The following is a 14,254-nucleotide window of genomic DNA, read 5'->3' as shown; positions in this document are numbered from 1 at the left end:
ACGAATACCCAGCAAGGCCTCCCCCTTCTCAGTTCAAGCGTACGGCTCGGTGCCGTCCACCGGTCAGCGGCGCCCTGGCCTCCCACGGGCTGACCCCGCAGTACTCTCGGCGCGATGGGGCTTAGCTTCCGGGTTCGGAACGGGACCGGGCGTGCCCCCCATGCTCTGGCCGCTGACCGGTGGGCGGCGCCCACCGTTACGGTGTCCTGGGTCTCACCTTACACGTGCCCTGGGGGCCGCATGGCGCATAGGAAAGATGACTCGGGGGCATCCTCGTGCCCGGACCGCGCAAGCGCTAAGTCCCGCGGGCCGCGAGGTGCGGTTCCGGAAGAGCTCGGGCGATTAGTGCGGCTCGGCTGAGGACGTCGCCGCCCTTGCACCTGCCGTCTATCGACCAGGTAGTCTACCTGGGCCCTTACCGGAAGGAGAACTAATCCCTGGAACGGCTTCCCGCTTAGATGCCTTCAGCGGTTATCCGCGCCGCACGCGGCTACCCGGCCGTGCCGTTGGTCGACAACCGGTTCACCGGAGGTGCGTCCACCCCGGTCCTCTCGTACTGGGGGCAGCCTCCATCGATTCTCCTGCGCCCACGGAGGATAGGGACCGAACTGTCTCACGACGTTCTGAACCCAGCTCGCGTACCGCTTTAAACGGCGAACAGCCGTACCCTTGGGACCTGCTCCAGCCCCAGGATGCGATGAGCCGACATCGAGGTGCCAAACCTTGCCGTCGATGTGGACTCTTGGGCAAGATCAGCCTGTTATCCCCGGAGTACCTTTTATCCGTTGAGCGACGGCCCACCCACTCGGGGCCGCCGGATCACTAGAGCCTGCTTTCGCACCTGCTCGGCTTGTGGGCCTCGCAGTCAAGCCCGCTTGTACTCTTGCATTCAAAAGGACGGTTGCCGACCGTCCCGAGCGGACCTTCGCGCGCCTCCGTTACCCTTTAGGAGGCGACCGCCCCAGTCAAACTGCCCGCCTGGCACGGTCCCCGAGCCGGTTGACGGCCTCGGGTTAGGACGCCGGTCGCGCGAGGGCAGTATTCCAAGGGCGGCTCCCCGGGGGCTGGCGCCTCCGGATCTGTGCCTCCTGCCTATCCTCTACACGCGGGACCAGCGGCCAATGCCAAGCTGCAGTGAAGGTTCACGGGGTCTTTCCGTCCTTCCGCGGGTAAGTCGCATCTTCACGACCAGTGCAATTTCACCGGGTCCATGGTCGAGACAGCGCCCAAGTCGTTGCGCCTTTCGTGCAGGTCGGAACTTACCCGACAAGGAATTTCGCTACCTTAGGACCGTTATAGTTACGGCCGCCGTTTACCGGGGCTTGGCTTCGGGGCTTCGCCGAATCGGCTAACTCCTCCGCGTGACCTTCCGGCACCGGGCAGGCGTCAGACCCTATACGTCGCCTTGCGGCTTCTGCAGAGTCCTGTGTTTTTGGTAAACAGTCGCTTGGGCCTCTCCACTGCGGCCCGCCTCCGCTCCCCGGGCGAGCCGGTTCACGTACGCGCGGGCACCCCTTCTCCCGAAGTTACGGGGCCATTGTGCCGAGTTCCTTGACCATGGTTGACCCGATCGCCTCGGTATGTTCTACCCACCCACCTGTGTCGGTTTGCGGTACGGGCGCGCACGCGCCTGCCTAGGGGTTTTTCTAGGGACCTCGGGCTCACTCGCTTCGCTCAGTCGCTTCGTCCGGAGCCTCGCCCTCGATGCGGACCGGATTTCCCTGGTCCGCGGGCCGCGCTCCATCACGGGGACGTCCAGAACCCCGCCGAGCCACCCCCATCCGTCGCCCCGTCGGTCGTAGCGCCGCGTGCGCGGTGCAGGAATGTCTGCCTGCTGCGCGTCGGCTACGCCTACCGGCCTCGCCTTAGCCCCCGACTGACCCTGGGAGGATTAGCCTTGCCCAGGAAACCTCGGGTTCACGGCGGACGAGTTACTCTCTCGTCTCTCGCTACTCATGCCAGCATTCTCACTCCCATGCGCTCCACCGTCGGTCGCCCTCCGGCTTCTCCGCCCATGGGAAGCTCCCCTACCGATTCTAATGAATTAAAATCCCGCCGCTTCGGTGTCCAGCTTAGCCCCGTGTATTGTCGGCGCATGTCCACTCGACCAGTGAGCTGTTACGCACTCTTTGAATGGATGGCTGCTTCTAAGCCAACATCCTGGTTGTCTGGGCGGACGCACATCCTTTGCCACTCGGCTGGAACTTGGGGACCTTAGCGGGCGGTCCGGGCTGTTTCCCTCTCGAGCACACAGCTTAGCCCACATGCTCTGACTGCCGCGCTCTGGGCCGCCGGCATTCGGAGTTCGGTTGGATTCGGTAGGCGGCGAAGCCCCCTCGTCCATCCGGTGCTCTACCTCCGGCGGTGAACGCGCGACGCTAGCCCTAAAGCTATTTCGGGGAGAACGAGATATCTCCGGGTTTGATTGGCCTTTCACCCCTATCCGCAGGTCATCGCCGCCGTTTTCAACCGACGTGCGTTCGGCCCTCCACGGGGTCTTACCCCCGCTTCAGCCTGCCCACGGATAGCTCACCCGGCTTCGCGTCCGCGGCGCGGGACTCAAGTCGCCCTGTTAAGGCTCGCTTTCGCTCCGGCTCCCTTTCGGTTAACCTCGCCCCGCGCCAGCGACTCGCTGGCTCATTCTACAAAAGGCACGCCGTCACAACATAAAGTTGCTCCGACTGCTCGTGGGCGCACGGTTTCAGGTACTGTTTCACTCCCCTCCCGGGGTGCTTTTCACCTTTCCCTCACGGTACTGGTGCGCTATCGGTCACAGGGTAGTACTCAGGCTTGGATGGTGGTCCACCCAGGTTCGGACCGGGTTTCACGTGCCCGGCCCTACTCAGGGACCGCGTCGCGCCGTCCGGTCTGGGTTCGCGTACGGGGCTGTCACCCGCTGCGGCCGGCCCTCCCATGCCGTTCCGCTCCCCAGCCGGACCTGCGCCCGGGGGCGGCAGCCCCCGGATGCGCGGCCCTGCAACCCCGTCGGCGGAACCCCTGCCGGGTATGCCCGCTCGACGGTTTGGCCATCGGTCCCCTTTCGCTCGCCGCTACTCGGGGAGTCTCGAGATTGATTTCCTCTCCTCCGGGTACTTAGATGTTTCAGTTCCCCGGGTTGTCCTCCCCCCGCCTATGTGTTCAGCGGGGGGATATGCACACCGCTGTGCATGGGTTCGCCCATTCGGAGACCCCCGGGTCGAAGGATGTGTGCTCCTCGCCGGGGATTATCGCAGCTTGCCGCGTCCTTCATCGGCTCCCTGTGCCAAGGCATCCGCCGTGCGCCCGTGGTATCTTGCGGGACCGCATCGGGCCCGCGGGATATCCACGTGTCGCTAAAATTAATTAATCGATATCATGAATAGCGCTCGTATGTCGCAATTCGGGTATCTCATACCGCGGCACAGTAGTTGAACTGTGCTCGCGATCAGATGCTCCTCACTCATATATAAGTGAATTCTTCTTGTTTGGATCGGATGAATGATTGCTATCATTCTGTCTGATAAATCGCAGAAAAGAATCGAGTCTGGAAGAAATTGATCTTCCATCTCTCTCCTATCGCTATGCGGCTCTCAAGGTACGCGGGTGCGACCCCGGGGACCGGGTGCTGCGGGGAATCATCCGTGGCGGGACATCTACCGGACGGGCTCCTGCCCTCTATTCGAGTTAAAGTTTGTCTCTCTAAGAATGTATCTCCCTAGAAAGGAGGTGATCCAGCCGCACCTTCCGGTACGGCTACCTTGTTACGACTTCACCCCCCTCACCCTCCACACCTTCGGCGCCTCCCCCCTTGACGGTTGGGCCGGCGACTTCGGGTGCAGACGACTCGGGTGGTGTGACGGGCGGTGTGTACAAGGCCCGGGAACGCATTCACCGCGGCATGCTGATCCGCGATTACTAGCAACTCCGACTTCATGGGGGCGGGTTGCAGCCCCCAATCCGAACTGGGGCCGGCTTTCCGGGATCCGCTCCCCCTCGCGGGGTGGCATCCCTCTGTACCGGCCATTGTAGCACGTGTGCAGCCCAGGGCATAAGGGGCATGATGACTTGACGTCGTCCCCGCCCTCCTCCGCCTTGACGGCGGCGGTCCCGCGTGGGTTCCCGGCATCACCCGATGGCAACACGCGGCGGGGGTTGCGCTCGTTGCGGGACTTAACCCAACATCTCACGACACGAGCTGACGACAGCCATGCACCACCTGTATGGGCTCCTCTCGGCCACGGGGTCTCCCCCGCTTCACCCATATGTCAAGCCCTGGTAAGGTTCTTCGCGTTGCTTCGAATTAAGCCACATGCTCCGCTGCTTGTGCGGGCCCCCGTCAATTCCTTTGAGTTTTAGCCTTGCGGCCGTACTCCCCAGGCGGGACGCTTAATGCGTTGGCTGCGGCACGGGGGGATCGTCCCCCCACACCTAGCGTCCATCGTTTACGGCTGGGACTACCAGGGTATCTAATCCTGTTCGCTCCCCCAGCTTTCGCGCCTCAGCGTCGGTCTCGGCCCAGAGGGCCGCCTTCGCCACCGGTGTTCCACCCGATATCTGCGCATTCCACCGCTACACCGGGTGTTCCACCCTCCCCTACCGGACCCAAGCCGCGGAGGTTCCGGGGGCTTCGGGGGGTTGAGCCCCCCGCTTCGACCCCCGGCCTGCCGGGCCGCCTACGCGCGCTTTACGCCCAATGAATCCGGATAACGCTCGCCCCCTACGTATTACCGCGGCTGCTGGCACGTAGTTAGCCGGGGCTTCTTCTGCAGGTACAGTCTTGACTCTTCCCTGCTGAAAGCGGTTTACGACCCGAAGGCCTCCGTCCCGCACGCGGCGTCGCTGCGTCAGGGTTCCCCCCATTGCGCAAGATTCCCCACTGCTGCCTCCCGTAGGAGTCTGGGCCGTGTCTCAGTCCCAATCTGGCCGGTCGGTCTCTCAACCCGGCTACCCGTTGTCGGCACGGTGGGCCGTCACCCCGCCGTCTACCTGATGGGCCGCGGAGCCATCCCCTCCCGTCGGGGCTTTAGCCGGGGTGCCATGCGGCGCCCCGGGGTATCCGGTATTACCCGTCCTTTCGGGCGGCTATCCCGGGGGAGGGGGCAGGTTCTCCACGTGTTACTCAGCCGTTCGCCACTCGCTTCCCTCCGGAGAGGGGTGCCGTTCGACTTGCATGTGTTAGGCGCGCCGCCAGCGTTCATCCTGAGCCAGGATCGAACTCTCCGTCCAAAATGTATGGGCTTCGAGCCCGTCCGGTCCTCTCAGTCATCGCTGATCGGTTCCGTTCGATTCATATGGTTCTATTAGATAGGAAAAGGAATTTCTCGGGGCCGCCTCTCGGCGGCCTTGCGAAAAACAAATCCAAGTTAGACCATTTCAAATGGTTCGATGTCTGCCCGGATGCGACACAACTGGTGTGTCCATCCTCGCAGTATCCGGTTCTCAAGGTGCACGCCTGCGCTGGTTCCCGGTCCGACCGGGCCGCGCGGCAAGGAGATATATTGCCAGACCGGAGGGGCCCCGGGGGCGGGAATCTGGGCGTACACATTTCCTACACATATAAGTACTCTCGGCTGGCTGGTTAAAAACAGGAGGGGACCTCGCATCCGAGATCCCCTCTTTCGCCCATCTATAGCAATAGACTCTTAAATACCTTATGCCAGCAGCTTGCGACCGGACTCCTCGATCGCGTCAAGTGCTGCATCTGCCTCGGCGGCATCCGCGCCCTTAGCGAAGATGTACAGCTTAATCTTGGGCTCGGTGCCGGAAGGACGAACAATACCCTTGTTGCCACCCTCAAGATCGAACTCAATAACATTAGCCTTCGGCAGGCCGTTCACGCAGGTGTTGTAATCAACGACGGCCTCAATCTTGGAACCGGCGAGCTCCGCGGGCGGGTTCTTGCGCAGACCGGCCATGATGCCGGCCATCTTTGCCGCACCCTCAGCACCCGGATAGCTCAGCGAAATCGTCTTGTTGTGATAGTAGCCATACTTCTCGTACAGCTCGTGCATCGCGTCGGCAAGGTTCTTTCCCTGGAGCTTGTAATACTGCGCCATCTGGCAAATCAAAAGCGAAGTGCTCACGGCGTCCTTGTCGCGCACGTGGTCGCCGGCCAGATAGCCGTAGCTCTCCTCAAAACCGAAGATAAAGCGATCGACCTCGCCAGCATCGGAAAGAGAAGTAATGATGTCGCCGATGTACTTGAAGCCCGTCAGGCAGCGACGGAGCTCAAAACCGTACTCGTCGGCCAGAGCGTCAACCATGGCGGAAGAAACGATAGTAGTGACAGCAACCTTCTTAGTGAGGTCCTCACCGCGGGCAGCGCGGGTCTTGCAGATATAGTCGAGCAGCAGAACGCCCATCTCATTGCCGGTCAGCAGCAGATAGTCATCGCCATTCTTAACGGCAACGCCAACACGGTCGGCGTCGGGATCGGTTGCAAGCAGCAAATCAGGGTGAACCTGCTCGCAGAGATCGATGCCCTTCTGCATGGCCTGACGGATCTCGGGGTTAGGATACGGGCAGGTCGGGAAATCGCCGTTAGGCTCCTTCTGCTCGGGAACAACCGTGACATCGGTGATGCCAGCGCGCTCGAGCACCGTCATGACGGGAATGAGGCCAGTGCCGTTGAGCGGAGTGTAGACGAGCTTAAGCGGAGCGCCAGCGATCTCCTCGGCAGAAAGGTTAGTCACGCCGCGGGCGAGAACGGCGTCGTAATAACGCTCGAGGCACGAGTCATCGATCCATTTGACCAGACCCTGCTCAAGAGCCTCATCGAAGTCCATGGACTTCACGCCGGTGAACGTATCGGTCTCGGCGATAGCCTTAGAAATTGCATCGGCGGCCTCGCTGGTGATCTGGCAGCCGTCAGGGCCATAGGCCTTGTAGCCGTTATACGGCGCCGGGTTATGGCTAGCGGTCATGCAAATGCCACCGGAGCACTTAAGGTCGCGGACGGCCCAGGAGAGCGTCGGCACAGGAGAAATCTTGGGATACACGAGGGCAGTCACGCCATTTGCTGCAAGAATGGCAGCCGTCGTCTTAACGAACAGCTCGCCCTTATTGCGGCTGTCGCGAGCGATGGCGACCGTCGGATGCTCGAAGGTTGCATTGAGGTAGTCAGCGAATCCCTGGGTCGCACGACCGACCGTATAGATATTCATACGGTTAGTGCCCGCACCGATAGTGCCGCGAAGGCCGGCAGTACCGAAGGCGAGATCCTGGAAGAAAGCGTCGGTGATGGCGTCCTCATCACCCTGCTCCTTCATCGTGTTAAGCTCAGCGAGGAGCTCCTCGTCCTTGACATTGGCAATCCAAGTATCAAGCAGCTCATGAACATCTGCCATGTGAGTCCTTCCGTCACAATCAATAAAACGACCCGTGTAAAACAGGACAAGCGCAGCAGTGCGCTAAAGCAAATATTAGTCCATTGAGAACAAAGAACCGACCAAAGAACGGTGAACGGGCTTATAGGACAAAATGTGTGTCCCGATAGAACATCCGTTTCCATCCATTAATCCAGCCAGAACGGGTACGGGTCCCTGTGGTGGAGGTCCTCCCACACGGCCCCGTCGCCCCACTCCGGCCCTCCGTCCTCGCGCGACGGCGAGGCGGAGTAGACGCTGAACAGGAAGCCGATGTCCGCGTCGGTCGGCATCGTGGCGAGCTTCTCGCGCGCCGTCCTCGCGTCCCCCGAGTGCGCGTGGCACCACCAGAACACCGCCTTCACGCGCTTGACCGACGTCAGCCCCCGGTGGTTGCGCAGGACGGCCCTCAGCTGCGAGTTCACCCCTCCCTCGATCATGTTGTTGGTCGACGGCAGCGGGCCGGCCTTGGCCAGGGCGGGGTCGAGGTGGGTGGACGGCGTCCCCGCCGACACCAGAGACGACAGCGACGAGCGCGCCCGCCTCAGCCTCTCGTGGGCGCAGGCCCTCCTGCCGTCCACCACGGTCCTGTCCTCCAGGAAGTCGGCCCAGAACCCGCACCAGTCGAGGTAGCGCTCGACCCAGAGCTCGGCCTGGTGCAGCGTCTCGATGCCCATGAGGTCGCGCGCGATGAGGTAGAGCTCGCGCCCCGCCTGGAGCTTCGGCCGCGTCGTCGTGTAGCGCTTGACCTGCGAGAAGGCGTGGAAGGTGCACCTCTGGACCCTGGTGCGCGGCCAGGTCTCGCGCACGGCCTTGGCGAACCCGCTCCCGCCGTCGGTGACGACCACCTCGGGCGCCGGGATCGGCGACATGAGGGCCGACCACGCCCCCGGGTTCTCGGACCTGGCCATGTACCAGGAGACCGCCCTCTCGCCGCTGCGGCATATGAGCACCACGAGGTCGCGCGCGACCCAGATCCCGTCGACGTGGAGCACGCGGTGCAGCTCGCCGTCGGGGACGGGCATGGGCCAGACCTCCCAGAGCTCGGCCGTCCTGCGCCTGAAGGACCGCCCGCCGCCCGGCATCGTGGCCTGCGAGTCCTTCGAGAGGAGCCACCCGAGGAACTCCTCGAGCCTCGTCGCCGTGTCGTCGTACCTCACCGTCGTCGACGCGCCGCAGGCCGTGCACCTCCACCGCCGGGACCCCGATGAGGTCCTGCCGTTGCGCTTGGTCCGACCGCCGCAGTAGGGGCAATAAACGGCCTTCATGGGCACCTCTTCCGAAAGGGTATTTAACGGTTCCGGAAAAGGTTATCTACCTGCGGGAACGATAGGCAACCGGACACACATTCTGTCCGAGCGGTTAAAAGCGGGCACGGAATTTAAACGGCTGAAAAAGGGGCATCGGCCTGCGCCGATGCCCCTAAAGCAGACACACATTTTGTCCTATAAGCCGGTGAACGTCTATATTCAGCGGTAGATGATTAAATCGATTTAATTGCATAAGGAATGTTGCGCGTAAACGCAAAAAAGGGGGAGGCCGCGAGGCCTCCCCCTTCTCAGTTCAAGCGTACGGCTCGGTGCCGTCCACCGGTCAGCGGCGCCCTGGCCTCCCACGGGCTGACCCCGCAGTACTCTCGGCGCGATGGGGCTTAGCTTCCGGGTTCGGAACGGGACCGGGCGTGCCCCCCATGCTCTGGCCGCTGACCGGTGGGCGGCGCCCACCGTTACGGTGTCCTGGGTCTCACCTTACACGTGCCCTGGGGGCCGCATGGCGCATAGGAAAGATGACTCGGGGGCATCCTCGTGCCCGGACCGCGCAAGCGCTAAGTCCCGCGGGCCGCGAGGTGCGGTTCCGGAAGAGCTCGGGCGATTAGTGCGGCTCGGCTGAGGACGTCGCCGCCCTTGCACCTGCCGTCTATCGACCAGGTAGTCTACCTGGGCCCTTACCGGAAGGAGAACTAATCCCTGGAACGGCTTCCCGCTTAGATGCCTTCAGCGGTTATCCGCGCCGCACGCGGCTACCCGGCCGTGCCGTTGGTCGACAACCGGTTCACCGGAGGTGCGTCCACCCCGGTCCTCTCGTACTGGGGGCAGCCTCCATCGATTCTCCTGCGCCCACGGAGGATAGGGACCGAACTGTCTCACGACGTTCTGAACCCAGCTCGCGTACCGCTTTAAACGGCGAACAGCCGTACCCTTGGGACCTGCTCCAGCCCCAGGATGCGATGAGCCGACATCGAGGTGCCAAACCTTGCCGTCGATGTGGACTCTTGGGCAAGATCAGCCTGTTATCCCCGGAGTACCTTTTATCCGTTGAGCGACGGCCCACCCACTCGGGGCCGCCGGATCACTAGAGCCTGCTTTCGCACCTGCTCGGCTTGTGGGCCTCGCAGTCAAGCCCGCTTGTACTCTTGCATTCAAAAGGACGGTTGCCGACCGTCCCGAGCGGACCTTCGCGCGCCTCCGTTACCCTTTAGGAGGCGACCGCCCCAGTCAAACTGCCCGCCTGGCACGGTCCCCGAGCCGGTTGACGGCCTCGGGTTAGGACGCCGGTCGCGCGAGGGCAGTATTCCAAGGGCGGCTCCCCGGGGGCTGGCGCCTCCGGATCTGTGCCTCCTGCCTATCCTCTACACGCGGGACCAGCGGCCAATGCCAAGCTGCAGTGAAGGTTCACGGGGTCTTTCCGTCCTTCCGCGGGTAAGTCGCATCTTCACGACCAGTGCAATTTCACCGGGTCCATGGTCGAGACAGCGCCCAAGTCGTTGCGCCTTTCGTGCAGGTCGGAACTTACCCGACAAGGAATTTCGCTACCTTAGGACCGTTATAGTTACGGCCGCCGTTTACCGGGGCTTGGCTTCGGGGCTTCGCCGAATCGGCTAACTCCTCCGCGTGACCTTCCGGCACCGGGCAGGCGTCAGACCCTATACGTCGCCTTGCGGCTTCTGCAGAGTCCTGTGTTTTTGGTAAACAGTCGCTTGGGCCTCTCCACTGCGGCCCGCCTCCGCTCCCCGGGCGAGCCGGTTCACGTACGCGCGGGCACCCCTTCTCCCGAAGTTACGGGGCCATTGTGCCGAGTTCCTTGACCATGGTTGACCCGATCGCCTCGGTATGTTCTACCCACCCACCTGTGTCGGTTTGCGGTACGGGCGCGCACGCGCCTGCCTAGGGGTTTTTCTAGGGACCTCGGGCTCACTCGCTTCGCTCAGTCGCTTCGTCCGGAGCCTCGCCCTCGATGCGGACCGGATTTCCCTGGTCCGCGGGCCGCGCTCCATCACGGGGACGTCCAGAACCCCGCCGAGCCACCCCCATCCGTCGCCCCGTCGGTCGTAGCGCCGCGTGCGCGGTGCAGGAATGTCTGCCTGCTGCGCGTCGGCTACGCCTACCGGCCTCGCCTTAGCCCCCGACTGACCCTGGGAGGATTAGCCTTGCCCAGGAAACCTCGGGTTCACGGCGGACGAGTTACTCTCTCGTCTCTCGCTACTCATGCCAGCATTCTCACTCCCATGCGCTCCACCGTCGGTCGCCCTCCGGCTTCTCCGCCCATGGGAAGCTCCCCTACCGATTCTAATGAATTAAAATCCCGCCGCTTCGGTGTCCAGCTTAGCCCCGTGTATTGTCGGCGCATGTCCACTCGACCAGTGAGCTGTTACGCACTCTTTGAATGGATGGCTGCTTCTAAGCCAACATCCTGGTTGTCTGGGCGGACGCACATCCTTTGCCACTCGGCTGGAACTTGGGGACCTTAGCGGGCGGTCCGGGCTGTTTCCCTCTCGAGCACACAGCTTAGCCCACATGCTCTGACTGCCGCGCTCTGGGCCGCCGGCATTCGGAGTTCGGTTGGATTCGGTAGGCGGCGAAGCCCCCTCGTCCATCCGGTGCTCTACCTCCGGCGGTGAACGCGCGACGCTAGCCCTAAAGCTATTTCGGGGAGAACGAGATATCTCCGGGTTTGATTGGCCTTTCACCCCTATCCGCAGGTCATCGCCGCCGTTTTCAACCGACGTGCGTTCGGCCCTCCACGGGGTCTTACCCCCGCTTCAGCCTGCCCACGGATAGCTCACCCGGCTTCGCGTCCGCGGCGCGGGACTCAAGTCGCCCTGTTAAGGCTCGCTTTCGCTCCGGCTCCCTTTCGGTTAACCTCGCCCCGCGCCAGCGACTCGCTGGCTCATTCTACAAAAGGCACGCCGTCACAACATAAAGTTGCTCCGACTGCTCGTGGGCGCACGGTTTCAGGTACTGTTTCACTCCCCTCCCGGGGTGCTTTTCACCTTTCCCTCACGGTACTGGTGCGCTATCGGTCACAGGGTAGTACTCAGGCTTGGATGGTGGTCCACCCAGGTTCGGACCGGGTTTCACGTGCCCGGCCCTACTCAGGGACCGCGTCGCGCCGTCCGGTCTGGGTTCGCGTACGGGGCTGTCACCCGCTGCGGCCGGCCCTCCCATGCCGTTCCGCTCCCCAGCCGGACCTGCGCCCGGGGGCGGCAGCCCCCGGATGCGCGGCCCTGCAACCCCGTCGGCGGAACCCCTGCCGGGTATGCCCGCTCGACGGTTTGGCCATCGGTCCCCTTTCGCTCGCCGCTACTCGGGGAGTCTCGAGATTGATTTCCTCTCCTCCGGGTACTTAGATGTTTCAGTTCCCCGGGTTGTCCTCCCCCCGCCTATGTGTTCAGCGGGGGGATATGCACACCGCTGTGCATGGGTTCGCCCATTCGGAGACCCCCGGGTCGAAGGATGTGTGCTCCTCGCCGGGGATTATCGCAGCTTGCCGCGTCCTTCATCGGCTCCCTGTGCCAAGGCATCCGCCGTGCGCCCGTGGTATCTTGCGGGACCGCATCGGGCCCGCGGGATATCCACGTGTCGCTAAAATTAATTAATCGATATCATGAATAGCGCTCGTATGTCGCAATTCGGGTATCTCATACCGCGGCACAGTAGTTGAACTGTGCTCGCGATCAGATGCTCCTCACTCATATATAAGTGAATTCTTCTTGTTTGGATCGGATGAATGATTGCTATCATTCTGTCTGATAAATCGCAGAAAAGAATCGAGTCTGGAAGAAATTGATCTTCCATCTCTCTCCTATCGCTATGCGGCTCTCAAGGTACGCGGGTGCGACCCCGGGGACCGGGTGCTGCGGGGAATCATCCGTGGCGGGACATCTACCGGACGGGCTCCTGCCCTCTATTCGAGTTAAAGTTTGTCTCTCTAAGAATGTATCTCCCTAGAAAGGAGGTGATCCAGCCGCACCTTCCGGTACGGCTACCTTGTTACGACTTCACCCCCCTCACCCTCCACACCTTCGGCGCCTCCCCCCTTGACGGTTGGGCCGGCGACTTCGGGTGCAGACGACTCGGGTGGTGTGACGGGCGGTGTGTACAAGGCCCGGGAACGCATTCACCGCGGCATGCTGATCCGCGATTACTAGCAACTCCGACTTCATGGGGGCGGGTTGCAGCCCCCAATCCGAACTGGGGCCGGCTTTCCGGGATCCGCTCCCCCTCGCGGGGTGGCATCCCTCTGTACCGGCCATTGTAGCACGTGTGCAGCCCAGGGCATAAGGGGCATGATGACTTGACGTCGTCCCCGCCCTCCTCCGCCTTGACGGCGGCGGTCCCGCGTGGGTTCCCGGCATCACCCGATGGCAACACGCGGCGGGGGTTGCGCTCGTTGCGGGACTTAACCCAACATCTCACGACACGAGCTGACGACAGCCATGCACCACCTGTATGGGCTCCTCTCGGCCACGGGGTCTCCCCCGCTTCACCCATATGTCAAGCCCTGGTAAGGTTCTTCGCGTTGCTTCGAATTAAGCCACATGCTCCGCTGCTTGTGCGGGCCCCCGTCAATTCCTTTGAGTTTTAGCCTTGCGGCCGTACTCCCCAGGCGGGACGCTTAATGCGTTGGCTGCGGCACGGGGGGATCGTCCCCCCACACCTAGCGTCCATCGTTTACGGCTGGGACTACCAGGGTATCTAATCCTGTTCGCTCCCCCAGCTTTCGCGCCTCAGCGTCGGTCTCGGCCCAGAGGGCCGCCTTCGCCACCGGTGTTCCACCCGATATCTGCGCATTCCACCGCTACACCGGGTGTTCCACCCTCCCCTACCGGACCCAAGCCGCGGAGGTTCCGGGGGCTTCGGGGGGTTGAGCCCCCCGCTTCGACCCCCGGCCTGCCGGGCCGCCTACGCGCGCTTTACGCCCAATGAATCCGGATAACGCTCGCCCCCTACGTATTACCGCGGCTGCTGGCACGTAGTTAGCCGGGGCTTCTTCTGCAGGTACAGTCTTGACTCTTCCCTGCTGAAAGCGGTTTACGACCCGAAGGCCTCCGTCCCGCACGCGGCGTCGCTGCGTCAGGGTTCCCCCCATTGCGCAAGATTCCCCACTGCTGCCTCCCGTAGGAGTCTGGGCCGTGTCTCAGTCCCAATCTGGCCGGTCGGTCTCTCAACCCGGCTACCCGTTGTCGGCACGGTGGGCCGTCACCCCGCCGTCTACCTGATGGGCCGCGGAGCCATCCCCTCCCGTCGGGGCTTTAGCCGGGGTGCCATGCGGCGCCCCGGGGTATCCGGTATTACCCGTCCTTTCGGGCGGCTATCCCGGGGGAGGGGGCAGGTTCTCCACGTGTTACTCAGCCGTTCGCCACTCGCTTCCCTCCGGAGAGGGGTGCCGTTCGACTTGCATGTGTTAGGCGCGCCGCCAGCGTTCATCCTGAGCCAGGATCGAACTCTCCGTCCAAAATGTATGGGCTTCGAGCCCGTCCGGTCCTCTCAGTCATCGCTGATCGGTTCCGTTCGATTCATATGGTTCTATTAGATAGGAAAAGGAATTTCTCGGGGCCGCCTCTCGGCGGCCTTGCGAAAAACAAATCCAAGTTAGACCATTTCAAATGGTTCGATGTCTGCCCGGATGCG

At 62.7% G+C, this 14,254-nt stretch carries 2 protein-coding genes and 6 rRNA genes; all 8 read right to left on the bottom strand.

Translation table 11 applies throughout. The annotated features are described in order from the left end of the window. Positions 1-61 precede the first annotated feature (61 nt). Positions 62-177, bottom strand: a 5S ribosomal RNA gene (gene rrf, locus ACKUTP_RS02310). Positions 178-322: 145 nt separating this feature from the next. Next, positions 323-3,298: ribosomal RNA gene (locus ACKUTP_RS02305) — 23S ribosomal RNA — on the bottom strand. Positions 3,299-3,698: 400 nt separating this feature from the next. Next, positions 3,699-5,205, bottom strand: a 16S ribosomal RNA gene (locus ACKUTP_RS02300). Together the 16S, 23S and 5S rRNA genes form the textbook arrangement of a ribosomal RNA operon. A gap of 425 nt (positions 5,206-5,630) precedes the next feature. Next, positions 5,631-7,325, bottom strand: coding sequence for a phospho-sugar mutase (locus ACKUTP_RS02295; protein WP_409063460.1), 1,695 nt, complete (start codon positions 7,323-7,325; stop codon positions 5,631-5,633). A 167-nt stretch (positions 7,326-7,492) separates the two neighbouring features. Further along, a complete protein-coding gene (locus ACKUTP_RS02290) occupies positions 7,493-8,611 on the bottom strand; it encodes an IS1249 family transposase (protein WP_409063459.1) in 1,119 nt (372 codons plus the stop codon). A 323-nt stretch (positions 8,612-8,934) separates the two neighbouring features. Beyond that, positions 8,935-9,050 (bottom strand): 5S ribosomal RNA (gene rrf, locus ACKUTP_RS02285). Positions 9,051-9,195: 145 nt separating this feature from the next. Further along, positions 9,196-12,171: ribosomal RNA gene (locus ACKUTP_RS02280) — 23S ribosomal RNA — on the bottom strand. 400 nt (positions 12,172-12,571) lie between these two features. Continuing rightward, positions 12,572-14,078, bottom strand: a 16S ribosomal RNA gene (locus ACKUTP_RS02275). Positions 14,079-14,254 lie beyond the last annotated feature (176 nt).

Source organism: Collinsella sp. wc0529, assembly GCF_046116875.1.
GTDB lineage: Bacteria > Actinomycetota > Coriobacteriia > Coriobacteriales > Coriobacteriaceae > Collinsella.
This window is presented reverse-complemented; position numbering and strand designations above follow the sequence as displayed.

What these genes read in the sequence shown, in the direction of transcription:
- ACKUTP_RS02290 (WP_409063459.1), bottom strand. Translation starts at nt 8,611, where the DNA reads ATGAAGGCCGTTTATTGCCCCTACTGCGGCGGTCGGACCAAGCGCAAC.
- ACKUTP_RS02295 (WP_409063460.1), bottom strand. Translation starts at nt 7,325, where the DNA reads ATGGCAGATGTTCATGAGCTGCTTGATACTTGGATTGCCAATGTCAAG.